This window comes from Natronogracilivirga saccharolytica, assembly GCF_017921895.1.
Classification (GTDB): domain Bacteria; phylum Bacteroidota; class Rhodothermia; order Balneolales; family Natronogracilivirgulaceae; genus Natronogracilivirga; species Natronogracilivirga saccharolytica.
The window spans coordinates 129,890-153,447 of record NZ_JAFIDN010000004.1; the positions used below are offsets into that span (position 1 = coordinate 129,890).

At 45.9% G+C, this 23,558-nt stretch carries 20 protein-coding genes; 15 read left to right on the forward strand and 5 right to left on the reverse strand.

Annotation, left to right across the window (positions count from 1 at the left end; translation table 11 throughout):
* Nucleotides 1-231: 231 nt before the first annotated feature.
* Both mutL and NATSA_RS06935 read left to right on the forward strand, forming a co-directional pair.
* Nucleotides 232-2,109: a DNA mismatch repair endonuclease MutL gene (gene mutL, locus NATSA_RS06930; protein WP_210511286.1), complete on the forward strand. Its 1,878-nt coding sequence runs from the start codon at nt 232-234 to the stop codon at nt 2,107-2,109.
* Between the two features lie 295 nt (nt 2,110-2,404).
* Complete coding sequence (locus NATSA_RS06935) at nt 2,405-2,779, forward strand: response regulator (protein WP_210511287.1); 375 nt, start codon at nt 2,405-2,407, stop codon at nt 2,777-2,779.
* Here NATSA_RS06935 and NATSA_RS06940 read toward each other — a convergent pair whose 3' ends face one another.
* A complete protein-coding gene (locus tag NATSA_RS06940; RefSeq protein ID WP_210511288.1) occupies nt 2,780-3,703 on the reverse strand; it encodes a trypsin-like peptidase domain-containing protein in 924 nt (307 codons plus the stop codon).
* A 146-nt stretch (nt 3,704-3,849) separates the two neighbouring features.
* The gene (locus NATSA_RS06945; RefSeq protein ID WP_210511289.1) at nt 3,850-5,715 is read right to left on the reverse strand and encodes a hypothetical protein; all 1,866 of its coding nucleotides are present in this window, start codon (nt 5,713-5,715) and stop codon (nt 3,850-3,852) included.
* A gap of 296 nt (nt 5,716-6,011) precedes the next feature.
* Between NATSA_RS06945 and NATSA_RS06950 the strand changes: the two genes are divergently transcribed.
* Nucleotides 6,012-8,006 (forward strand): ATP-dependent helicase, encoded by a 1,995-nt coding sequence (locus NATSA_RS06950; RefSeq protein WP_210511290.1) that lies wholly within the window; start codon nt 6,012-6,014, stop codon nt 8,004-8,006.
* Between the two features lie 4 nt (nt 8,007-8,010).
* Here the strand turns inward: NATSA_RS06950 and NATSA_RS06955 are convergent, their stop codons facing one another.
* On the reverse strand, nt 8,011-8,247 hold the full coding sequence (locus NATSA_RS06955; protein WP_210511291.1) for a hypothetical protein: 237 nt from the start codon (nt 8,245-8,247) through the stop codon (nt 8,011-8,013).
* 183 nt (nt 8,248-8,430) lie between these two features.
* Between NATSA_RS06955 and der the strand changes: the two genes are divergently transcribed.
* The 4 genes from der (at nt 8,431) to NATSA_RS06975 (ending at nt 11,758) form a co-directional block, all read left to right on the forward strand.
* Nucleotides 8,431-9,738 (forward strand): ribosome biogenesis GTPase Der, encoded by a 1,308-nt coding sequence (gene der / locus NATSA_RS06960; RefSeq protein WP_210511292.1) that lies wholly within the window; start codon nt 8,431-8,433, stop codon nt 9,736-9,738.
* A gap of 134 nt (nt 9,739-9,872) precedes the next feature.
* Entirely contained in the window at nt 9,873-10,559 is a 687-nt protein-coding gene (locus tag NATSA_RS06965; protein WP_210511293.1) for a NuoI/complex I 23 kDa subunit family protein, read from the forward strand.
* Nucleotides 10,552-11,076, forward strand: coding sequence for a hypothetical protein (locus tag NATSA_RS06970; RefSeq protein ID WP_210511294.1), 525 nt, complete (start codon nt 10,552-10,554; stop codon nt 11,074-11,076). Before NATSA_RS06965 ends, NATSA_RS06970 begins: the two co-directional genes overlap by 8 nt.
* A 289-nt stretch (nt 11,077-11,365) precedes the next feature.
* Nucleotides 11,366-11,758: a hypothetical protein gene (locus tag NATSA_RS06975; RefSeq protein ID WP_210511295.1), complete on the forward strand. Its 393-nt coding sequence runs from the start codon at nt 11,366-11,368 to the stop codon at nt 11,756-11,758.
* Nucleotides 11,759-11,988: 230 nt separating this feature from the next.
* Here NATSA_RS06975 and NATSA_RS06980 read toward each other — a convergent pair whose 3' ends face one another.
* Nucleotides 11,989-14,598, reverse strand: a complete 2,610-nt coding sequence (locus tag NATSA_RS06980; RefSeq protein WP_210511296.1) for a M1 family metallopeptidase — start codon at nt 14,596-14,598, stop codon at nt 11,989-11,991.
* 109 nt (nt 14,599-14,707) lie between these two features.
* Between NATSA_RS06980 and NATSA_RS06985 the strand changes: the two genes are divergently transcribed.
* The 5 genes from NATSA_RS06985 (at nt 14,708) to NATSA_RS07005 (ending at nt 20,402) form a co-directional block, all read left to right on the forward strand.
* Complete coding sequence (locus NATSA_RS06985; protein ID WP_210511297.1) at nt 14,708-17,680, forward strand: protein O-mannosyl-transferase family; 2,973 nt, start codon at nt 14,708-14,710, stop codon at nt 17,678-17,680.
* 87 nt (nt 17,681-17,767) lie between these two features.
* The gene (locus tag NATSA_RS06990; RefSeq protein ID WP_210511298.1) at nt 17,768-18,223 is read left to right on the forward strand and encodes a hypothetical protein; all 456 of its coding nucleotides are present in this window, start codon (nt 17,768-17,770) and stop codon (nt 18,221-18,223) included.
* Nucleotides 18,224-18,330: 107 nt separating this feature from the next.
* The gene (ybeY, locus tag NATSA_RS06995; RefSeq protein ID WP_210511299.1) at nt 18,331-18,726 is read left to right on the forward strand and encodes an rRNA maturation RNase YbeY; all 396 of its coding nucleotides are present in this window, start codon (nt 18,331-18,333) and stop codon (nt 18,724-18,726) included.
* Nucleotides 18,727-19,179 carry a DUF494 family protein gene (locus NATSA_RS07000; RefSeq protein ID WP_210511300.1) on the forward strand — a complete coding sequence of 151 codons (453 nt, stop codon included), beginning with the start codon at nt 18,727-18,729 and terminating at the stop codon, nt 19,177-19,179.
* Nucleotides 19,180-19,187: 8 nt separating this feature from the next.
* On the forward strand, nt 19,188-20,402 hold the full coding sequence (locus tag NATSA_RS07005; protein WP_210511301.1) for a glycosyltransferase: 1,215 nt from the start codon (nt 19,188-19,190) through the stop codon (nt 20,400-20,402).
* Here NATSA_RS07005 and NATSA_RS07010 read toward each other — a convergent pair.
* On the reverse strand, nt 20,289-20,840 hold the full coding sequence (locus tag NATSA_RS07010; RefSeq protein WP_210511302.1) for a helix-turn-helix domain-containing protein: 552 nt from the start codon (nt 20,838-20,840) through the stop codon (nt 20,289-20,291). The genes NATSA_RS07005 and NATSA_RS07010 overlap by 114 nt on opposite strands.
* Nucleotides 20,841-20,990: 150 nt before the next feature.
* Here NATSA_RS07010 and NATSA_RS07015 point away from each other — a divergent pair, with 150 nt between their 5' ends.
* The 3 genes from NATSA_RS07015 to hprK all read left to right on the forward strand — a co-directional run bounded on the left by NATSA_RS07015 (nt 20,991) and on the right by hprK (nt 23,480).
* Complete coding sequence (locus tag NATSA_RS07015; protein WP_210511303.1) at nt 20,991-21,947, forward strand: tyrosine recombinase XerC; 957 nt, start codon at nt 20,991-20,993, stop codon at nt 21,945-21,947.
* 129 nt (nt 21,948-22,076) lie between these two features.
* Nucleotides 22,077-22,379 carry a ribosome hibernation-promoting factor, HPF/YfiA family gene (hpf, locus tag NATSA_RS07020; RefSeq protein ID WP_210511304.1) on the forward strand — a complete coding sequence of 101 codons (303 nt, stop codon included), beginning with the start codon at nt 22,077-22,079 and terminating at the stop codon, nt 22,377-22,379.
* 72 nt (nt 22,380-22,451) lie between these two features.
* Nucleotides 22,452-23,480, forward strand: coding sequence for an HPr(Ser) kinase/phosphatase (gene hprK / locus NATSA_RS07025; protein WP_210511305.1), 1,029 nt, complete (start codon nt 22,452-22,454; stop codon nt 23,478-23,480).
* The last annotated feature ends 78 nt before the right edge of the window (nt 23,481-23,558 follow it).

The window sequence follows — 23,558 nt, forward strand, 5'->3', positions numbered from 1 at the left end:
GCACAAGCGATTTAATTACAATTACCGGTATTATAAACCGGATCCGATGCGGCCGGAGCGTATTAAGTTCCGTCGTTTGACACGCAGGGGCAGCAGCGGCTCCATACTCCTTTATGCACTGCTGCTGTTTTTCATCCTTTGGATAATCACCTGAAAAACGTAATTCCGCTCCGCAAAAGACTTTTTCATCACTACCACCAAATATTCTGATTCAATTTAGCTGTATCAATTTTGGCAACATCCGGCTCTTCCGAAACACTCATTCACATTCTGCCACCAGAAGTCTCCAATAAAATTGCTGCCGGAGAAGTGGTGCAGCGGCCGGCTTCTGTAGTAAAAGAGCTGCTTGATAATGCCATAGATTCCGGAAGTGACCATATTGCCGTGGTTTTGCAAAATTCGGGCCGGACAATGATCCAGGTTTGTGATAATGGATGCGGCATGTCTGTTGAGGATATCAAGCTTTGTTTTCTGCGGCATGCCACATCAAAAATTACCAGCGTTGAGGAGCTCCAGGGAATTCGGACTCTTGGGTTCAGAGGTGAGGCCATGGCCTCGATAGCATCTGTTGCCCAGGTCACCGTTACATCCAAAAGGGTAGAAGATGAGACCGGTACAGAATATGAAATCAGGGGCGGCGAGGAAATCAGGCTGGAACCTGCAGCGGCCGACAACGGTACCACCGTTACGGTAAGAAACCTTTTTTACAATGTGCCTGCCCGCAGGGCTTTCCTCAAAACAGATGCCACTGAGTTCCGCCACATATTGCTTGCTTTTCACCAGGCAGCCATAGCTCATCCGGAAATCCGATTTGATCTGGATGCCGGTGGAGAAATTATTTACAGACTGCACCCCAAGGATCTGGAGACACGTATTTCAGAACTTTTCGGAGCATCATACAAGGCGAGCCTGATACCGGTACAGGAATCAACCAGTCTTGTGCGCATCTCCGGCCTGTTGTCTGACCCCAAACTCGCGAAAAAGACGAGAGGTGAGCAGTTTCTTTTTATCAACAGACGCCCGTTTTATCACCGGCACCTGAACTACATCATACAGGAAATCTACAGAGACTGGATACAGCCCGGACAGTATCCTTTTTATGCACTCTTCCTTGAAGTCGATCCGGAAATGGTGGATGTCAATGTTCATCCGACCAAACAGGAAATCAAATTCGAAGATGAGAGAACCATTTCGACGTTTACCAGGTCCGTGGTAAAAAAATCGCTGCATGCCCATATGCAAGTGCCGGCCTGGAATCCCGAAACTGATGAATCAGAACGGTTTGCAGATGCATTCCGGTATGGATTCGGGCAGAAACCATCTGAGGAGGGGGGATCAGGCACAACCCGTCCTTCCGAATCATTCCGGAAGGAATACCATGGCTTTAGCAAAGTATTTCCTGGTCATAATATCGGGGCAAGGCTTTACGGCCCCGGATCCGGTCCTGCGGCTGATTCCAGTGAAGAAATAACGCCTCCATTCCCCGGACAGGGGTATTCCGGTTCGGATACTCACGAAAATAAGGGGCATGCATCAAAAAAGGTGGGCGACAGTGGCTTCACGCAGATTCATCATCAGTATATCCTTTCACAGACGAGAAACGGATTGTTTTTCATGGATCAGCATGCTGCCCACAAGCGAATTATCTATGAAAAGGTACTCAGTGAGGCGGACAGCGGACTACCCAGTACCCAGCAACTGCTTTTTCCAAAGAATATCAACTTTTCTGCCACTGATTTCAGCCTGCTGAAAGAACTGCAGCCCGTAATAACACGCATGGGTTTTAATATTCAGCTTTTAAGCGGCAATTCGGCCATGATACTCGGGGTTCCTTCTGATATCCGCCTGGACAACGAGCAGCATGTCCTTGAGTCCATAATGGAACAGTACAAGAGTATGACCGCTTCGCTGAAACTGGATGAAAAAGAGCGCGTTGCACTGGCCCTGGCGAACAAGGCTGCCATTCCGAGAGGAAAAAAACTTTCCGCAGAAGAGATGGAGGCTCTGGTTGACCAGCTTTTTGCCTGTGATGAGCCTTTCAAAGATCCGCTGGGCAAGCCCACCATCCGGTCCATGTCTTTGGATGAACTTAATGCCATGTTCCGGTAATTTCATCTGAAACCGGATTAAATTTTTTTCATCATGTTTCTATATTTGGAAAAATCAATTACATTGAAAGTGACGTGAGATAACTGGCAATCAACGTCACAAAAATGATGCTCCGAGTCTCTGTTTTTTCTTGTCTTATGACAAGAGGGTTCGGCAGGATCGAACGAATTAGTGCTATTTAAATCAAAATTACTACCGGGCTGATACAGTTTGGCAAACGAACAGTAGCATCATGCCATTGTAACTGCTGTACTCGCCAATACATGTGACGATATAAATCCAAAATTATAAACACATGAAACGAGCTATCATCATCGAAGACGATTTCATTATCAGTTTATTTCTGCGTAATCAGCTGAAAAGGCTTGATATTGAAGTCGTCGACATACTGGACTCAGGAGAAGACTTGACCCGAAGCGCTTTGGAACACAAACCGGATTTGCTTCTGGTGGATGTAGAACTCAACGGCAAGCTGAACGGTATTGAAGCCGTTCGCAATTTGCCTTCGAACTGCAAACCGGGACTAATCTTTATCACCGGTTCACCGAATGGCAAGAACAGAGAACAGATCAGAAAACTGAAACCACTGGCTTTGCTGGGTAAACCGGTGGGGGCAAAAGACCTTAGCAGTATAATTAACACCATTTACGAAAAGGAAATATTCTCCTGATCACTCGATATCAATCCGGTAACCTTTCTCAGAAAGTGCTCTCTCGTGTTCCTTGAGCATATCACGAATACGTGTTGCCGATATGGAATGGGTGATCCCGTAATCAATATTTGACCTGCGCTCAAGAAACAAATCATCGGTATATGGCAAATGAAGGCTATGCTCCTCAACCTTGTCTTCATCAGGAACAACATGCCATTCCCGAGTAGCTGAGGCGGAACGTGCAAGACCAACCCATTCAAATGCAGGCAATCCGCCATTTATAGCCACTACAGCCCCTCCGCTAAACCCCCGGTTAAACAAGGCATCGGTAATGAATGAATGACCACGATCCCGGCCGGAATTGCTCACTATGCCCGGAGTGACAACTTCGTATCCTCTGGGATAACCAAGTGTATAAACAAACGTGCCCAATGTAAGCTTATCCGGATCTCCCAGCTTGTACGGAAATACCGGGAAAAATTCGGACGCCGGAACATCCAGATCATCTTCATCAACTTCCGTTCCAATGACCGCCAGATCCGCCACCTCATCACTTGCAAGCACATCGAAGGTCCCCATGAAAGGAGAGTCAAACATCCAGTTCACCTGACGCTGCTTGATTGTTACACTTTCAAGAAACAATGAAGCTTCATCATAGTACTCGAACATCTGGTCGGGGGAACTGACCGTATGATAAGCAGTAATCAATCCGATTTTGTTATTTCTGTTGTGAATTACAACCGCAGAACCTGATGATGATGAATGAGATTCCACGACTTTAACGGCATATTCATCAATGGATTCTGCTCGGTCAAGGATATCATGCGTTATCATATCGTCCTGATCAAAAACATAGGTTTTATAATAGCTTGTGCTTGTAATCCGCTTCACCGAATCATGCATCTTTTCAAGGTATGCTGATACATTTCCGGGCGGGGGCATAGTCAGATATTCCCCGGCTCCTGGTTCCTGGCCCACATATTGGATCGTACGCGTGCACGTGATGGCTGTTACCAAAATGAGCAGAAATAATAACCCCGGCAATAATCGATTGAATAGCATCGACAAAGACAGCTTTTATAATGATATTAATGGTCCAATTGACCGACCAGTCCTTTTAGTAACGTTTTTCTTTCTTCATTCATTGCAAGTCCGGATGCTGACAGTCTTTTTGCCACATGCAGCAAAGTTCCCTCTTTACGTTCAGCATCTCTGATCCTGTTCAGCATTTGCAGGGCATCTGTTGCAGCTTTCTCTGATGCGGCAACTTCATCATTTCGTTTCAGTTCAACGGACAAGTCTGCAACCGCCCTGGTGCGCCACTCAAAATTGCGAATTTCATAAGCAAGCTGTCTTGCCCGGACAGTGCGGCCGGAATCCAGGTAAACTAAGCACAGTTTATATTCAAAATAGGCGCGCCTGTCAGTAATACCGGCAAGTGATTTTGCGAGATCGTGAAAGTCTCTTTCAACAGCATGCCGGAACAGTTCGTCAACACGGTCTTCAAATGATTCGTGATCCATGCGAAACCAGGTCGCGGCATCCAGTGCACGGTCAGGCCTGCCGATATCCGCCCATAGCCGGAAAATTTCGTCTGTGACAGCGTTCATGCTCTCCGAGCCGGAAATGTCCCTGGCATGTCTCTCCGCATTCTCAAGCGCGCCGGCCGCCCTGGAACGCTCGTTTCTCATGGTATAAATATCGGCGAGTGTGAGATGACCACGGGCACGGTCAATAGATGATTCCAGTGCATCTATCTCCGGTACTGAAATTTCGATAAGTGAATCGCTTCTTTCATAATCACCAAAATCCGACAATATGTAAGCAATTTGAAGCCGAGACTCTGTCTTTTCCGCCAATTGCCCGGGTATGTCATCAAGCAATGTCAAAGCATCAGATACCCTGCCGGTTTCTGCACGCTGAACTGCAATTTTCGAAAGGCTGGTATGGCGGAAATAATCCCGTCCGAAAGATGTGGCAATCTCCATTGCTTCTTCTTGCTTCCCCTGTCTGTAAAGTTGTACAGCCTTCTCTCTCAGTGCAAAGCCGGTATAATCCTCATCTATCTCATCAATAGCTGTAATGATTTCAGCAACAATCTCAAATTTTCCGTGCCTTGAAAGAATGGTCACCAGCTCATTCAATGTTTCAAGCCGCTCCAGTGCTCCTTCCTCATCGACTCCCGGCACACCGGTACTTATAAGATTTACGGCATGATCATGATTTCCGGACTCCAGCAGGTCAACGGCCAGTTTTGTCCTTACGTGCAACTGATCGTTAGGCTCAAGATAAGAGATTAAATCTGACAGTTGCCCCGGGGCATCTTCCTTCCGTTCTGCAACAAAACCCTTTGCAATCATGTGCTCAACAGCATCCCGGATTAAACGCAGATTCTGAATCTGATCGGCCATCTGTATGGCATTGTTCCAGTCTCCGGTTCCGGCATACAGTCCGGAAAGCTGATTGTAAACCGGATCACTGATTTCTGTATTCCAATGATTGTCAGCCAGGTCCGTTACTTCTGATACAATCTCATCGAACAGGTCGCGCCGGTCAAAACGATGCAGAAACCCGGCATATTCAATTAAATGCTCCGCTTTTTGGACTTCTTTGTGACGCCCCGACAAATATTTTGCAAGTGAATGAAAATCATCAAGAGAAGAGGCCCTCGCCTTCATGCGTGGTACGGTTAACCTCAGTTTGCCTATACTCATATCGCCGATAAGTGTTCGCTGCTGGGTTGCGTCAACAGCGACAGGGGTATCCGGGAAATCTTCAATTATTTTGTCAATATTTTGCAGGGCACGGTTATATTTTTCAAACGCAGCCACAGGGTCATTTTCTTCCAACTTTGAGGCCTCTTCAGACAACCGGTATGCTTCAACAAACAAACGGTTGGCCTCCCGGTCCGGATCCGCATCGCCGCACTGGGTTAATATTACTATTGTAATCACGGCGGTAACTAAAAGACCAGTTACCCGGGTGTTTGTGAACGCTTTTGGGGATTCCGGCGAAAAATACATCATGGAATGGGGACTTCGGATTGATACGTTTGTGCACAAGGAGGCAGACAGGTATCGGCCGCCAATGCATTGCATTCTTATGAAAATAACACCTTTACTGCGATTATGTTTGAAAATAATTCTGATTCCGGTCCCGTAAAAAGCCGGGAAACCATGATTGGCAGACAAATACTCGTGGTTTTGCTGCCTGTATTGCCTGATAACATATATTTTACATATATTGCGGCATGAAGAAGTTTATTTTGCAAACAGACAACCGCTCACAAAGAAGCAGCAACTACCAGATTCCATACCGTGAGCAGCTTAACACGCAGCAGCTTGGTGCGGTCATGCATGATGACGGGCCCGCTCTGGTCATAGCCGGGGCCGGTACCGGAAAAACAAGAACTCTGGTCTATCGGGTTGCCCGCCTGGTTGAAGACGGAACACCACCGGAGTCCATTCTGCTTTTGACTTTTACCAGGCGGGCTGCAAGAGAAATGCTGAACCGCGCTACCGATGTTCTGGACAATCGCTGCAAAAAAGTAAGAGGGGGGACATTTCACCATTACTGCAACCTGCTGCTCCACCGATATGCTGAAGAACTGGGCTATCCCCGCAATTTCACTCTTCTGGACCAATCCGATGCCATGGACACCATCCACCATATCCGGTCCACATATTATCATCACCTGCGACTCAAGCGGTTTCCTCAAAAACAGACGCTCTCGGCCATCTTTTCGTCAATGATTAATACCCGGCGATCATTGTATGAAGTTCTGGCTGATGGTTATCCACGGTTTCTGGAGCATCATGATGCTGTTGCTGAACTTTTTGACCGGTACAACCGGTACAAACGCGACAACGGAGTCATGGACTTTGACGATCTGCTGACACAGACCAGAGTGCTCCTCAGCGGAAATGATGACATACGCCGCAAGGTAGCCTCACAAAACCGTTATGTCATGGTGGATGAATATCAGGACACAAACAACCTTCAGGCAGATCTTGTGGCGCTTTTCAGCTCGGTACATGAAAATCTGATGGTTGTGGGAGATGATGCTCAAAGTATTTATGCCTTCCGCGGTGCCAACTTTAAGAATATTCTGGCATTTCCAGATTTGTATGACAACTGCAAAATTCTGAAGCTGGAAGAAAACTACCGCTCGGCAGAGCCTATACTTAAGCTTGCCAACTCATTGATGGACAAAGCGAATGACAAGTTTGACAAGAATCTTTATACCCGCAGGTCCAGCGGTGATCTGCCGGGAATCGTCAAGGCATCAAACGAGAATGAGCAATCCCGTTTCGTTGCCCAAATGCTGCTGCAGCTCAGAGAACAGGAAATACCCCTGAATGACATGGCTGTGCTATTTCGGAACGGAAGAGATTCCTACGATCTGGAATGGGAGTTGAACAAATTGAACATCCCTTTCAGAAAATTCGGAGGACAAAAGTTTGCCGAAGCGGCTCATATCCGTGATGTGCTTGCTCATCTTCGGGTTGTAGTTAACCCCGAAGATCAGATTGCATGGAACAGAATACTCATGCTCGTTGATGGCATCGGTCCGAAAACAGCATCCGAGCTCGTCAATTGGCTTCGGTTGAATAAAAACCGTGGTCTGAGAGAGGCTGACGTGGCAAGCAAGAGCTACAAAAAACAGATTGATCAGCTCTCGGAAGCACTTTCAGATATAAGTACCAAAAAAAACAAGCCGTCAGAAGCCCTTGAACGAATCATAGCCTATTATACACCTGTTTGCGAAAACCGGTACGACGACCATCCTAAGCGCATTAAGGATCTTGAAGCTTTTGCCGGACTAAGCAGGAATTACACCGGTCTGGATCAGTTACTGCAGGATCTTACTTTAGAGCCTCTTGATGCTTCCGCAATGGAGACAGAAGCATCGGCCAAGGACGAGCCGCCATTGACGCTCACTACCATTCACTCGGCCAAAGGCCTGGAGTGGGACACTGTATTCATCATACAATGCCTTGACGGGGTTCTGCCATCCGGTTATGCCGTTGAGAATGCTTCCGCACTGGATGAAGAATTGCGCCTTCTTTACGTAGCATGCACACGCGCCAGGGAGCGCCTGTTTATTTCCTACCCGGTCACCAGAGAAAGCAGTTACGGAGAGTTTTTTTCCAATCCGTCACGTTTCCTCGAGGATATCCCGGAATATATACTCGAAACCTGGAAGCTGGTCGAAGAGCCTGATCAAAAGCGTCTTGGTGAATGACCGGCTATTTTTCCATTTTCAAAATACGATACTGGCGGTACATATCCTTGGCCAGCCAGAAAAATGCGTAGGGAGGGAAGATGATAAACAACACAGTGATAAGCAGTTTGCGCTTTTCGGAGTACGGATATTCATGAATGCCCGATATTGCCGCCACCCACAGAATGAGCAAGGTAAAGAAAAACAGGGCTACCAGAATGGTGCCTACTGTACCAAACTGGTCGTGAACAAGTTGAAGCATAGTGGTTTTTGCTTATGAAATGGGCTTGTGACGTTGACTGCTATACAAAAACCATTTAACCGGCATGGTCATTATATATGAATGTCTTATACAAAATTTTTAAACAGATAAAACGATGCGTATTTTGGAAAGATATAAAAAAATGCTCAAAAATTATTTCTTTCACACAGGAGTTTCATAGCCATGCTGCCAGTTGTTGCTATTGTAGGTCGCCCGAACGTCGGCAAATCCACACTTTTTAACCGGCTTCTCGGTGAAAGACAGGCCATCGTTCATGACATTTCCGGGGTAACCCGGGACAGACACTATGGTGAAAGCTTCTGGAATGACCGTGACTTTACCGTAATTGACACGGGAGGATATTTGCCCGGTCAGTCGGACGCCATCGTAAGCGGCATACGGGCTCAGGCAGAAATTGCCATAAGAGAGGCGGATGTCATTGTTTTTGTAACTGATGTGCAGAAGGGTATAAGCAGGGAGGACGATACGGTTGCCGACTTGCTGCGCCGTCAGGATAAGCCTGTTATTCTGGCAGCCAATAAATCTGATAATTCCGAAAAAGCGCTTGATGCTCCCGAGTTTTACAAACTTGGGTTTAATGATCTGTTTCCTGTCTCGGCACTGTCAGGATCCGGAACGGGGGAGCTGCTGGACAGGCTGGTTGAATTATTTCCTGATAAAGAATCGGTGGAAAGTGAAGAGAAGTGGCCGAAAATTTCCATTATCGGCAGACCCAATGTCGGAAAAAGCAGTCTGATCAATGCACTTCTGAAAGATGAACGCTGCATTGTAACAGATATCGCCGGAACCACCAGGGACTCCATCAACAGCAGGCTCGAATATGAGGGGAAAACCTATACATTAATCGACACAGCAGGCCTCAGAAAGCGGTCACGGGTACACGACAATATTGAATTCTACAGTATGATCAGGACCGAAAAAAGTATCCGGGAATGTGATGTTGCCGTAATTCTGGTTGATGCTTCCCGGGGATTTGAAGTCCAGGATGTCCGTCTTCTGAGAATCGCCGAACAGTTTAACAAAGGCATGATTATAGCCCTCAACAAGTGGGATCTGGTAAAAAAAGAAACCAATACCGCAAAAGAATTTATCGATGCCATCTATCAAAAAGTTCCCAACCTTAAATATGTCCCGGTTATAACCATCTCAGCAACAAATAAACTGCGAATCCACCGCATCATAGATGAATGCAGGATCGTTCTGGATGAAAGGGAAAAGAAAATTCCGACATCCAGACTTAATCAGTTTTTGAAGGAAATTACCGCCGAGAGACCACTGCCTTTTAAAAGAGGGCGCCAGCTGAGTATCAAGTACATAACCCAGGTCAAGCATAAACCTCCCGTTTTTTCTTTTTTCATGAACATGCCGCGGGAACTTCCTGCCAATTACAGACGATATATAGAGAACAAGCTGCGGGAACAGTTTGGCTTCAAAGGTGTTCCCGTGACTATGGTTTTCAAGGAGAAATAGCATGGCTTTTTTCATGTTTTTTTTGAATGAAAGGCCACATGCGTTATTTTTATTTAAATGATCTTTTTTTCAATCATGCCGGTTTTAAACCGGAATGATACTTATTCTCTGCACAATAAATATCAGTAATGGCTATGCCCGAAAATCTGGAACAACCAAGAAAAAACGCTGTCCTCAGCAATTCTGCCAACGAACGAAAACTCGGATTTCTTGAAAAACTGTATATTCCCGAAATTCTGAAAGGGCTCGGGTACACGTTCAAGCAGATGTTTCAGAAAAAAGTCACCATGCAATACCCGGAAGAGCGGTTTGATCCGCCTGATATTTTTCGCGGAAGACCCGTTTTGGTAGAAGATAACGGCCAGGAGCGCTGTGTTGCATGCGGGCTTTGCGCACGGGCCTGCCCGCCGCTTGCCATCAGCATGCAGGCATCGGAGAACAGTGACGATCCAAAAGAACGCTATCCGACGTTTTTTGAGATTAATATGCTCAGATGCATTTATTGCGGGTACTGTGAAGAGGTTTGCCCCGAAGAGGCCATTGTCATGAGCAAAGATTATGACCTTGTGTTTGCCACCAGAGAGGAAGCTGTATATGACAAATCCAGGCTTTTAAAACCCAAAGAGGAGCTGAAGCAACGCCTGGATTATCTCAGAGAATACAAAAACCAGCAGTTTGGTCAGTTCTGGAACTTCGACGAAGAAAACAATATTCATTCGGTCCGCAATCGGGACAAGCGCTGGGAAACCAGTCTTTCACTGGTGGAAATGATTGAAGAACAGCGAAAGGAGGGAAAGCAGCCGGAGCTTGACCGTGAATAGGACACAAGCATATCAAAGAACCAGCGTTGAGAATCTTATTGATGATGCTCGTTACCTGGCAGAAGAACTTGAGGCCTTGAAGTCGGTTATCGGCTCCATTCCCTATAATGAACGTCCTGTTCAGCAGGATTCCATACTTGATATGATCTGTAGGATCGGTCTGATTCAGCGGAAATTCCTCAAAAGAGCCGCAGACCAGCTTAACAGTTCAGCCAAATTTGAAAGCCTGCCGGAACTACCCGGGAATCCGGCCTTGGTTATTTCTGAAAAGGATATTGAATCACTGCAACAAAGCAATGCGACAGAAATAATTGATGATATTATTCGTGAAAGAAAGGAGCTTCTTTTGTTTTTTGATAGGTATTTGAACAAAGGGGAAGAAACCCGGCGTGAAAAATCAGATGCCATCGGTCGGGACTATCTGCACAAGCTAATGTATGATTTAGTATCTTTTGAACGTAAACAGCTCAAAGAAGCAGCTGAGAGGGTATTATCCATAGAAACCGATCGTAATTAATCAACGCATCGGTTAATTATAATTTTTTTTCGATATGACAGGTTTTTCAGAAATCATTTTGTTCATTGTAGCTTTTTATGCTACGATCAACTTTATTCGCCTTTATTCATTAACGAAACGGATTTTTCATTTCTGCCTGGGAATATCTGCTGTATTTCTGTCTCTTATCGGTATTTCGTGGCCATTGGAAGGCTTTTTTTCCGTCCTGAGTGCCAGTTTTATCACGGATTGGTCAACCATTTTCAGTGTTTCCTTTTTATTATCAGCATGTGCGGCTTTAATCAGGGATTTGAAACCGGTTTTCTCCCGGTTTCCGCGGCTTTTTACATTTCTGCCGCTTTTGCTTATAGCTGTTTATCCGTTTATCATTGATACCGGCATGTTCAAGGACTGGCTTGTTGCTCTATATCAGTTTGGTGCCATAATAATCTGCTTACTCGTGTTCAGCTACAAAACATATGAAAACAGTGATTATGGTTATCTGCTGGTTGGAATCTTTATTTTTTTCATAACATTTATTCTCTATTGGCTGCCCGAGTCTGTTTTCACCTTGCCAAGGTATGCCTGGATACTTTTCGTGTCATCAGGGGTCCTGATTGTTACCGTCGGGTACAACCAGGTACATCAGCTTGAAAAAAGTATTACCGATATTTACGAAAAAAAAGAGAACTGGTTTGTTTGATAACCGGACATTACATTTGTTTTTCCGGATTGCAAAATCAGATGGGAGAGAGGAAAACTGAAAAACAGCAGTCTTGATTGACCATGCAGAGTAAGCGATCAATTTATAAAGAGTCATGAAGAATAGTTTTTGTTATATCACGACTTTACATAATATTAATTATGCGACAATCCTGCACGTTCCCAATCAGTACCATAAAATCCTTGTCTCATTCACCGGTGAGCTACCGGTCATCCATCCAGCTCGTTACGCTCAAATTCGAGTACCCTGATCGCTCTTCTGATTTCAGATTTTTCTTCTTCAGATATGCCGTAGCGATCGGCCGCTTGCTCAAGATCATCTAAAGCCTCAATCACTCCCAATTCTACAACTGCCTGATAAGCAAGCATTCGGTAATTTGCGTACGGATCTCCGATACGTTCCATGAATAATGGTTGGATCTCCTGCCTCATGGTTTCGTCCATTTCAGGGATCAAAGCAGACAGATGACTAAGTGCATCATAACTATAACGAAAATCGCCCGGCTCATCGGCCAGCATCATCAGCATCTCACGCGACTCATCGGTATCAGACATAATCAAAGCATCAACTACAGCATTTTTTATAACATTCTGATACGATGACTGTCCCTTGTATGCTGATACCAGCTCAGCAGCTTCTTCCGGAAATAACTCCCCGGTCAAAGCAATAGCATCAGCTGACACAAAATAACTGGTGTCTTCCATCATGGATATCAGATGCTTCTGCACTGAAAGGCGCATTTCTTCGTCATCGAGAGCAAGTCCCGGCAGTATTTCCAGCGCCTGACTTCTGACCTCATATCGCTTTTCATTGTCAAATATTGCATGTAATGCCAGATCAAGTGCTTGTCTTTCAGTAAAATAGCCAGCCGTTTCTGAGACAGTTTCGAATGCCGTCATTCGAATACCCCAAAACTCATCTTCTCTGGCCATTCTGGCGATTATTTCTCTGACATCGGCATTCTCCAGATATTCAGGCAGCAAAGCCAGAGCCTCCGATCGAACCAGAAGCCGGTCATCATCCAGGCGATGTTTTAACTGATCCAGCTCCGGATCAATATAGTACTCCGCAAGCTGCACTCTGTCCGGATCAATGATCACATCCGTTATTTCACTATCTGCCTCAAATGAAAATGTCTCGACCATCTCTTCAATTTTTACTTTTTCAACAAAACTGCCGTCTTCAGCTTTGATCAACACTTCCGGATGCAACCGGTAAACCGGCTGTCGTGCTGTATCCTGAACCTGATAGACAGTCATTTCAGCACTGTTTCCCCTTATGGAAACTTCTTTCTCAAGCGACGGATGGCCGGGCTCATGGAACCACTGTTTAAAAAACCAATCCAGGTCAGTTTCGCTTACATCCTCATAAACTTGTTGCAAATCATACACATCAACAGCATCAAAAGAGAATTTTTCAACATATGTTCGGACCGCTTCCCACCAGGTTTCATCACCAAGATAATCATGGAGCATTCGGAGTATCTGGCCGGATTTCTGATAGGTATGCCTGTCGTACATATCCTCCGGAACCTGGTATTGATTAAAAATCACCGGCCGACGATAGTCTTCCGCTTCGTTGAAATAAGTGATCCTGTCATTTTGATTTTTCCACAAGTAGGAATCCCTTCCGTTGTTATGCAGCCGGTATGACGATTCGAAATAGTTGGCAAAACCTTCATTGAGTGGCAGGTTGGCCCAGTTTTTTGCCGTTACCAAATTGCCGAGCCACTGATGAATAATCTCGTGCATGATGAGGTCCTGATTTGACAGGTCCCGGGCAGCACGCTCATCAAACTGGACAGCATCATAAAGAAGCGTAGCTGTCGTGTTTTCCATACCCCTTGCAATAAAATCATGAACCGGAGCCTGGGAATACACCGGGTCCCACGGATAGGCAATTCCCGTCTTTTTCTCCGAGTAAAGAATCATATCTGCCGTGTTTTCATAAATACGGTCTACAGTAGCGGCAAACTCCGGCTCCACATAATATCGGTAGAGTATATCCCCTTCCAGTTCCTCCACGATATCGTACTCTCCCACTGCCAGAACAAACAAATATGGTGTATGGGGCTGATTCAGACGCCAGTAATCCGTGCGCAGCGAATCGCCGGGCTCCATTCGGCTCTCTTTCATAAGGCCGTTGGACAATGTCTTGAAATGCGGCGGAACTGTTATCCATGTTTCCTGCGTAGCCCTTTCTGCAGGGTGATCAATGGTCGGAAACCAGAAACTGTTGTCTTCCGGCTGTCCGAGAGTCCAGACCTGCGTTGGTTTTACGGGATCTTCACCTCTGGGATTGACAAAATACAACCCTCTCTCCGGCGGAGACGAGACAAAGTCAATACCGAGAACCAATGTGTCCCCTTCCTCGAATTCACTTCCCAGGTCGACCGTTACGATGGCGGAATCCTGCCTGTATTCAAATTTCTGATTGCTTCTGACATCATATACAGAGTCGAACTCCATTGTTTTAGCATCAAAAATCAATTCATCCTGTTTCATGTCACTCGTGAACAGCATTTCAGTCTGACCAATGACCTGCTCGCGCTCAAAGTTGAAACGGACCCATAATTTTTGATGATGAAGATCCCAGGTCAGCTCTCTGAGCTCCTGCACCGGGCCTTCGGGAATAATCCAGTCAGGTTCTTCCGGGGCATCCGGATCAGCCGCCGGTGTTACAAAAGGTCCGCATGATGAAACAGACAGAAAAACCAAAATAAGTAGCGGCAACAATGCGTTTTTACCTTTTATATTGTTGAACGCTATGAAGATAGGTTTATTAATTTCGCCGATCAGGTTCCGGGCCACAGGTTTCATATATCGATGATTCTTCTTTGACTAATGAATCAGCTCTTCCTATTATTGAAGGCTGTAAATTTACTTGCTTACATGGGAATTTCCCCAATCTTTTCAAATTAAACAAAAGATGCCAACGGATCACAAATCGATTAACAAAATATTTGCTGCACTGGCTTTTTTAACAGCGCTTGTTCTCTACCTGCTGACCCTGCCCCCCACCGCGAGTTTCTGGGATTGCAGTGAACGTATTGCATGTTCATTCGGACTCCAGATACCTCATCCTCCCGGAACGCCATTCTATCTGCTTCTGGGGCGTATTTTTTCCATGTTTGCCGGTGCCGGTTCTGCAGCTTACATGATCAATCTGATGAGCGCACTTGCCTCGGCCACCACGATCATGCTGCTGTATCTCATAATTGTGCGCTTTGTCAGAGAGTTTAAGGGTTATGATGTTGATAAATACGAATCTATCGACCGGATTGGCCTCTACGGCGGCGGACTTATCGGAGCCCTCACCTTTGCTGTCACAGACAGCCACTGGTTTACTTCCATTGAGGCCGAAACCTATGCTCTGTCACTCACTTTTACCGCACTTGTCGTCTGGCTTGTGCTGAAATGGTCCGAAAATCATGACAACATCAGAAATGAACGATGGCTGCTGCTTATTACATTCCTGTTCGGTCTTGCCTTCGGGGTTCACCTGCTCAGTCTCCTGGCCATATTCTTTGTCGGACTGATTATCTACTTCCGGAAATACGAATTTGAGCCCAGGTCATTTGTTATTGCTTCAGGCATCACTATAGCCATATTCTTCCTGATCTACCCGCTCACCATCATTCAGCTGCCTGCACTGGCGGGAACATTTTCAAACATTACCGGTGGAATGCTCGGTCCGCTTGCGTTCCTGATATTCTTTGTGGGTCTGATCAGCTACGGCATCTATTATACCCATAAAAAAAATCATCGCACGGCAAATATCATCCTTCTCGGATACCTGCTTATTCTGATCGGATACTCAAGCTATTCAATGATTTACATTCGTTCCCAGGTCAATCCCGGAATTGATCAGAACTCTCCGGATAATGTAGATGCCTTTATCAGCTATCTCAAGCGTGAGCAGTACGGGCAGCAGCCTCTGTTCCGCGGAGCTTCTTACAGCAACGAAATTGGCTCAATTGATCGTGAAAACCCGAAAGTATTCCCCAGAAGGCACTCTCCTGATCAACGCCATCAGGAAAAATACAGCCAGTACAGCAGTGACCTCGACTTTTTCCTGAGCTATCAGGTCAACCATATGTACCTGCGCTATTTTGCTTGGAATTTCATCGGCAGGGACAGCGACATTCAGGATGCGGCCTGGATATCAGGTTTTTCAAGCAGTGATTATTCAGACAACCCTGCAAATAATACCTTTTTCTATCTTCCTTTCCTGCTTGGGCTGCTGGGAATGTTGTATCATTTCCGAAAAGACTGGAAAAGAGCCACGGGGGTGCTTGTCCTTTTTCTTGCCACAGGGCTGGCTATTGTGGCCTATCTGAACCAAACCCCTTTTCAGCCCAGAGAACGGGATTATTCCTACACCGGATCGTTTTTTGCCTTTTCAATCTGGATAGGGCTGGGTGCAACCGGTCTGATTGAACTTGTGAAACATTTTGCCAAAGGTAATAAAGCACTTGCATACGGATCGCTGGCAGTCACGTTCCTTGCCGTACCGGTACTTGTCGGCAGTCAGACTTACAGCAATAACGACCGCAGCCTTCGTTATGTAGCACCCGACTATGCCTACAATCTCCTTAACAGCACGGCTCCGTATTCCATTTTGTTTACAAACGGAGACAACGACACCTTCCCTCTCTGGTATCTCCAGGAAGTTGAAGGAATACGGACCGATGTCCGGGTGGTAAACCTCAGTCTGCTGAATACCGAATGGTATATCAAACAGATGAAAAACTTGTGGAATCACGATTCACCCCCGATTCCCATTGACCTGACCGACTCCGAAGTGGATCGCCTGAATGACAAGTTTGAGTTCCGCAGACCGGATGACTTCCACGAGCCCGGAGATATAACCATCCCTGTGGACAAGGATTTCCTAAGGCGTTTTTATGCCGGCGAAATTGATGACTTTGCATGGGCGCCTGAAGAAATTCCGGATGAAGAAGAAATGGGATTCGGTGTACCTATTGATGACCTTGATGACGAAGTGACCTGGCATTTTGAAGGCACATTTCTGGGACGGGACCGGGAAGGCAATGAACTGCATTATACCAGGATCCAGGATGATATGGTTCTTGAGATACTGAAGAACAACCGCTGGGTTCGTCCCGTTTACTTCTCTACTACTGTCGCCCGTGAAGCCCAGATGAACCTGCAGGACTACTTCCGTCTGGAAGGCAAGGCGTTTCGCGTCATGCCATACAAAACCGGCAATACACTGGATCCCGAAATCCATGCCGAGCGTCTTCACTCCTTCCGTCTCAGGGAAATCAATAATGAAAGAGCCTATTTCGACCAGAATATCCGCAGGATGATGGACAATTACCGGACCATCATCAACCGGCAGGCCCGTACTTATATGGATATGGGTGATAATGAAAGTGCAGAGTACTGGCTTCAGTGGGGCGAAGAGCATATCCCCTTCCATACCATAGAAGGAGATCCCACTTCCATACTGAATTACGCTTACAGATATGCTCAGCTGGACAATAATGAACGTGCGCTTGAACTGGCTGAAATGGCAAAACCCGATCTGGACCGTACCTTCAGCAGAAACCTGAGGAAACTTGACAGGATCGAATCAGATGTGGATCGTCTTGAAGACAGGATGGACCGGCGTGGTGGCAGTATGAGCAGCAGCAGAAGACAGGAGCTTCAGAACAGGATAAGTACACTTAACAGGGAGCGGGAACAGCTGGTCCGGGAGTTGTCTTACGAGTCAAGCCGTTATATGATCATTCAGCGGCTCTACTTTATGAATGATATGGAACAGGAGGCTGTCGCAGTGGCCGATCACATCGCCGAATTATCACAGGACAGGCTGCCCTTCCCAAGGTCCCGGGATGAAAACCGGCAGCGTGTCCGCAGAATATTCGGCGATTAATCGTTATTCCAATATTGAGCCACTTGTTTTATATTGCAATACATATGTTATTTATCGCCACTTCACAATAATGGCCCGACTGCTTACATGATCCATAACTTCTCAGAAGAAAACATCAGTGCCATTTCCAGGGTGCTGGATTCAAAGCCCAAAAAAAGCGGCAATGTGTACCGGTATGAAATAAAACACATCGAATCCGGCAGAAAAATCGCCCTCGAGATACACATGGGGTTGAATGCGGGAAACAGCCCCATGAATCTGATTTCGGTATACACTCAGGATACGTTCCTGCAGCTGCATAACTGCACGGCGTTTGTCGCCAGCGACATGTTGCAGCAAGTTACCTTTTTCGGCAAGAATGGTGATATCATTTCCGGACTCATCGTGGAGAAAGAAGCCGGATGCAGCTTATATGCCAATGTCAAAGAGTCATTGATTCAGGGAGATTTTACTGAATTACCGCATGAAGTTATGATGTGCAGCGTTGCACTGTCGCTGACCGAGTCCATAGACAGCAAGGGTTTCAATTTTGATGATGAATGAATCAGAGTTGCAATGAATCATAATGCATGGACAAAGTCAGATCATCCATTTTCTGATAATTTTCAACCATGAATTCCGTGCATTGTCGAATTTTTCATGAATCTGAAATGGATCTTCCCTTAAGTGAAGATCAGCTGAACAAAATCATTTCCCTGCTCCAGAGTTACGAAGGACAGACTTTTCGGGATTTGGAAACCGTTTTTGTAGATGAAGAACATATTCAGCAACTTAACAGGGACTATCTGAATCATGATTACGTGACCGATATAATTACATTTCCTTATAATGAGAACGATGAGGAACCGGAAGGCACATTGTTTTGTTGTCTTCCGAGGATTAAATCCCAGGCATCAGAGTATGGAAGCACTTATGAAACCGAACTTATCCGGGTTGTAATACACGGCCTGCTGCATCTGCTTGGCTATGGTGACCGGACGCAGCAGGAGAAAGATGAAATGAGAAAACGTGAAGACAAATATATCAATCTCTACATGGACGCTTGAATGCAGAAGAACATCGTCGACCTGATTATTTACATGGTTAAGCGGATGCATATCGGAGCAAGACTTAAAGATCTGAAGCTCGAGTCCATCCGCGGATACAACAAGTCGGAAATCAGTGCTGCCTACTCCTGGCTGGTGCACAAGCAGGAGTCGGGTGAACTTAACTCCCCTGAGTCCGGATTGTCTTACATCCCCTCCCCCCGTACCCTGTTTCCCAGTGAACGCAGTGTCATTTCCCCCGAAGCTTACGGCTACATGCTGGAACTGTATTATCTGGGTATACTCAATGCAAGCCGGTTTGAAAATGTAATTGAATATGCCATTATGAGTACGGATGGTGATAAGGTTGATGTACAGGACGTCAAAGAATGGATCGCCAATATCATTTTTGAAAACGAATTATCCGGCAGGGATCAGTCGCTTTTTCTGAAAGGCAATGAAACCATTAACTGATTTATGCGATGGGTACATTCATTATTGCTGCCTGTACCTTTGTTTTTGCTTTTTTTATCGCCACCACACTGATCATCTGCCATAACAGCTATTATTTTCTTGGCCTTAATCCGGATAAAGATAACTTTCCTCAGGATTCTGAGAATGAACAAAATAATCCGGACATATCCATACTCATTCCTGCCCGCAACGAAGAAAGAAACATACTCAAGCTTCTGAATAGTATTGACGGCCAGAATTATCCCGGCAGTATGGAAATTCTGGTTCTGGATGATCACTCTTCCGACAATACTTCCGAATTAGTTCATGATTTTTCAAGAACCTCCGGTTTCAGTGTCCGGCTACTCAAAGGCAAAGAAAAACCGGGGGATTGGCTTGGAAAAAATTGGGCGTGTCATCAGCTTGCCGGCAGTGCAAATGGTGACATACTTGTTTTCCTTGATGCCGATACCTGGACAGACACCGGCTTTATTAATGAGATCGTTATCCGGATGAGACGTTTCAGGCTCGATTTTCTGACCGTATGGCCTCATCAAATCATGAATTCGGCAACCGAAAAGTCTGTAATTTCTACAGTTTATGCCACCATCGTTATGTACCTGCCGACGCTGTACTGTTTTCAGGCACCCCGGTGGATCCCAACGCAGTATCTGAAATCGAAAGTCAAACCAATGTTTGCCAGTGCATGCGGGCAATGTATGGTTTTTAGCAAAAGCTGTTATGATGCCGTAGGTGGTCACGCCTCTGTCAAACAGGAGGTCGTCGAAGACGTAAAGCTCGCCAAAAAAGTTGTATCCTCCGGAAAAACCATGAGAATGTTCCATGGAACCGAAAAAATCTGGTGCCGGATGTATCAGAGCAACAACGAGGTCTTTGAAGGGTTCCGCAAGAACTTTCTGGCAGGATTCAACTACAATATTCCCGCCTTCGTACTGGCGTGGATTATGCACATCATTGTTTATATCCTGCCTCCTGCAATACTTCTTGCAGGTGTTGCAGGTTTGCATTCAGACCTTCACGTGACCACATTTGCCGGACCCGCCGCTTTCCTGACAGCCGTCCCGGCTCTGCAGCGTCTTTGGATAACCGGGTTTTTAAAATGGCCGCAATCAGCGGGGTGGTTGTATCTGGCCGGAATCTTTTGGTTCCAGGTGCTGGCTTTGACCGTTGTTTTTGACTACTTCACGGGAAAGCAAAACTTCTGGAAAGGCCGGTCTGTCTGATTTGCCCGGTTTGCCTGTTACGATATAGAGGTAATCCATTTCGGCAACTTTAGACATCAGTTTTCGCGAACGAAATGCATCCCGCTTCAGGCTGTCTTTGAGTTCCAGAAACCCGATTCCGAAATTACGGTTCAAAAACTTGTGCAGCGCTTTTTCATTCTGGATGCCTGATTCCCGTGCCACCTTATAGGCAGTAGCGGACCAATCTGATTGAATCACTCTGCATATCTGACGAAAACGCGCCCTTCGAAGCACCATTTTGGGGTTTTCACCAAACATTTCTGTAAACCTTCTGCAGAAATGAGCCCTTGAATATCCCATCATCTGTGACCAGTCGGTGACGTTATGAATTTCTGTGATGTTTCTTATCATGATCTCGACTGCTATATCCATTTGGTGATATGCAATGTCCATTTTGACTGATGTTCCGGTCTTCATAGGCTTTAGTCCTGTTATTATTAAAGTTGTAAGCCACATGTACGTTCTAAGAGCAGGTTCGGCACAAGTCCTTACAAACTTTTTTTTACTGCTTTCATATTTCCTGCTATTGATTATATTTCTGAGAGAACCACCAACACTCCGCATGATATGAGCACAGTTCCGCTTCTGGATCGATTCTTAAAATATCTCGAGATTGAACGTAACGCATCCCCCAGAACTGTGGACGCATATCGCCGCGACATCACTCAGTTTCTTGCATTTTGCTGTGAAGAGTGGAGTACTACACCTGAAAATATTGACCTGAACCGGATTGACCGGTTGATGATAAGACTCTGGCTGGGTTCCGGAATGCAGGCAGGTTTGAAAAAAGCGACACTGTCCAGAAAAACTGCTGCCATTCGTTCATTTCTGAAGTTTGGGTTCAGACGCGGTGAGCTGTCCCACAACCCTGCCCAGCTTTTGATGACACCCAAAAAAGATCAACGCCTTCCCGTCACGGTTCGTCCGGATGAGATAAACCTTATGATGGAATGCATTGATACGGAAAATGCATCAGGCAAGCGGGACCGTGCAATGATGGAGTTGCTTTACGCAACAGGTATCCGGCTTTCTGAACTTGTTGGCTTAAACGTTTCTGATACATCTCCTGAGCAGAAGCGAATTAAAGTTACAGGCAAGGGCTCAAAGGAACGTATCGTACCTTTCGGATCTCATGCAGCCGATGCAATGCATAACTATCTCACTGCCCGCTCTGAGCTTATCAATCCCAAAACAGGAACCAATGACATTTCCGCACTGTTTTTGACAGACACTGGCAGGCGTATTTATCCCCGGCTTGTACAGCGAAAAGTGGCAGAGTATCTCTCACGTGTCAGTGAAACCGGTAAGAAAAGTCCGCACGTTCTGCGCCACAGTTTTGCAACCCACATGCTGCACCGAGGTGCCGGCATCAGGGTGATAAAAGAACTTCTGGGTCATGCCGACCTCTCGGCTACCCAGATATATACAGGAGCCAGCATTGAGCACCTCCGAAACATTTACAAAACAGCCCACCCTAGATCAGAAACTATCGCAAAACCGCATTCCCCTGAAGCAGACAAATAAAACTGAACGTGTAAACCGCTGCAGATTTTGCCAAAAATTTAATAACATACAGTGTCCATAACGGTTACATTTACTATGACAGATAATCGTGACGGACATATCATCAATAAACACCCAAATAGGACAGTCATGATGAATATCAATTTCACCGCACGCAAGTTTGACGCAAGTCAGGATCTTCAGGATTTTGCCTCCGGCGAAATCAATAAACTCACGCGTTATTACGACGGGATCCTGTCCTGTGATATCGTTCTGGAACCCACCCCCGATAACGATGAGCCATCCCGCGCCGAACTGACGGTGAAAGTGAAACAGGATCTGCTCAAAGCTACGGAATCAGGGCCGGCCTATGAACAGGCCATCCGCTCAGCAGCTGACAATATGCGCCGGCAGCTGCTCAAATACAAAGACAAAAAATTTTCCAAAAACTGATCTGATGTCCCGGCAATCATCCCGGTACCACACAAATCCGTGGTGCCGGGCCCTGCCTCATCTGTAAAACTTATGCCATTTAAAGAAATTCAAGCTGTTCCCAGAAAAGAGCATATCACTGTTTCTTTCCTCATCCGGCATTTAAGGTCTTCCCTGAACCTTGAAATCACAGCAGTTACTGATGAAGATGCATCTGCGGACAGACTGGTGACCGATACCGATTTGCATCGTCCCGGTCTGGCACTGGCCGGTTATGTTGACCTGTTTTCGCATCACCGGATCCAGGTTATGGGAAACAGTGAAAGCCAGTACATAACACACATTGGTGAAGAAAACTGCAAACCTTCATTCCGGGCAATCGTCAGGTTCCCCATTCCTGCCATTTTTTTAACAGACAACAATAAACTTCCCGAATCATTTCTTGAGATGGCAAGGGATGCCGGAATTCCCGTGTTTCAAACTCCGATGGAGACTACGAAGTTCATGTTCCTGGTCAGGGACTTTCTTGAAGATCAGTTTGCCACGCAGGCCATGGTTCACGGTTCCATGGTTGACGTATACGGCGTAGGCATCATGATATCCGGTAAATCCGGTATCGGAAAGAGCGAAGTTGCCCTTGATCTGGTCGAACGCGGCCATCGTGTTGTATCTGATGACGTTATTATTCTTACCAAAAAAAATAACGTTCTGATTGCTTCACCCACCGAAATCAACAAACACTTCATGGAGATCCGCGGGCTGGGGATTGTCGATGTGATGTCGATGTTCGGCATCAGAGCCATTCGATATCAAAAACGGCTCGAAGTCATCCTCCACCTCAGTCTCTGGGATGAATCCGATCATGTCGACCGGACCGGCCTCAACCGAAACATGGAATCGGTACTGGGTATCAAAATCCCGAAAATCAATCTGCCTATCACTCCGGGAAAAAACATAACCGTAATTGCCGAAGTAATTGCTATGAACCACCTCCTGTCGCATTACGGATATGATGCTGCAAAGGCATTTCAAAGTAAAATTCAAAAAAGAATTGCCGATAAAAAGAAAAGCAGCCCGGCAGTACAGCGTGCTGTTGATTATTTTGAAGGAGATTTGGAGTGATAGACTTTTGCAAATGCAATTTGTATCTTGTCGGGGTTTTATCAGATAAAAAAGAATGTTTTGCAATGATTTGCTTTA

Excerpts from the sequence above, each read along its gene's own strand:
- NATSA_RS06985 (WP_210511297.1), top strand. The coding sequence starts at position 14,708 with ATGCCAACGGATCACAAATCGATTAACAAAATATTTGCTGCACTGGCT.
- NATSA_RS06955 (WP_210511291.1), bottom strand. The coding sequence starts at position 8,247 with ATGCTTCAACTTGTTCACGACCAGTTTGGTACAGTAGGCACCATTCTG.
- NATSA_RS07005 (WP_210511301.1), top strand. The coding sequence starts at position 19,188 with ATGGGTACATTCATTATTGCTGCCTGTACCTTTGTTTTTGCTTTTTTT.
- hprK (WP_210511305.1), top strand. The coding sequence starts at position 22,452 with ATGCCATTTAAAGAAATTCAAGCTGTTCCCAGAAAAGAGCATATCACT.
- NATSA_RS06935 (WP_210511287.1), top strand. The coding sequence starts at position 2,405 with ATGAAACGAGCTATCATCATCGAAGACGATTTCATTATCAGTTTATTT.
- NATSA_RS06980 (WP_210511296.1), bottom strand. The coding sequence starts at position 14,598 with ATGAAACCTGTGGCCCGGAACCTGATCGGCGAAATTAATAAACCTATC.
- ybeY (WP_210511299.1), top strand. The coding sequence starts at position 18,331 with ATGGATCTTCCCTTAAGTGAAGATCAGCTGAACAAAATCATTTCCCTG.
- NATSA_RS06965 (WP_210511293.1), top strand. The coding sequence starts at position 9,873 with ATGCCCGAAAATCTGGAACAACCAAGAAAAAACGCTGTCCTCAGCAAT.
- NATSA_RS07010 (WP_210511302.1), bottom strand. The coding sequence starts at position 20,840 with ATGAAGACCGGAACATCAGTCAAAATGGACATTGCATATCACCAAATG.
- NATSA_RS07000 (WP_210511300.1), top strand. The coding sequence starts at position 18,727 with ATGCAGAAGAACATCGTCGACCTGATTATTTACATGGTTAAGCGGATG.
- hpf (WP_210511304.1), top strand. The coding sequence starts at position 22,077 with ATGATGAATATCAATTTCACCGCACGCAAGTTTGACGCAAGTCAGGAT.
- NATSA_RS06990 (WP_210511298.1), top strand. The coding sequence starts at position 17,768 with ATGATCCATAACTTCTCAGAAGAAAACATCAGTGCCATTTCCAGGGTG.
- NATSA_RS07015 (WP_210511303.1), top strand. The coding sequence starts at position 20,991 with ATGAGCACAGTTCCGCTTCTGGATCGATTCTTAAAATATCTCGAGATT.
- NATSA_RS06950 (WP_210511290.1), top strand. The coding sequence starts at position 6,012 with ATGAAGAAGTTTATTTTGCAAACAGACAACCGCTCACAAAGAAGCAGC.
- der (WP_210511292.1), top strand. The coding sequence starts at position 8,431 with ATGCTGCCAGTTGTTGCTATTGTAGGTCGCCCGAACGTCGGCAAATCC.
- NATSA_RS06940 (WP_210511288.1), bottom strand. The coding sequence starts at position 3,703 with ATGCCCCCGCCCGGAAATGTATCAGCATACCTTGAAAAGATGCATGAT.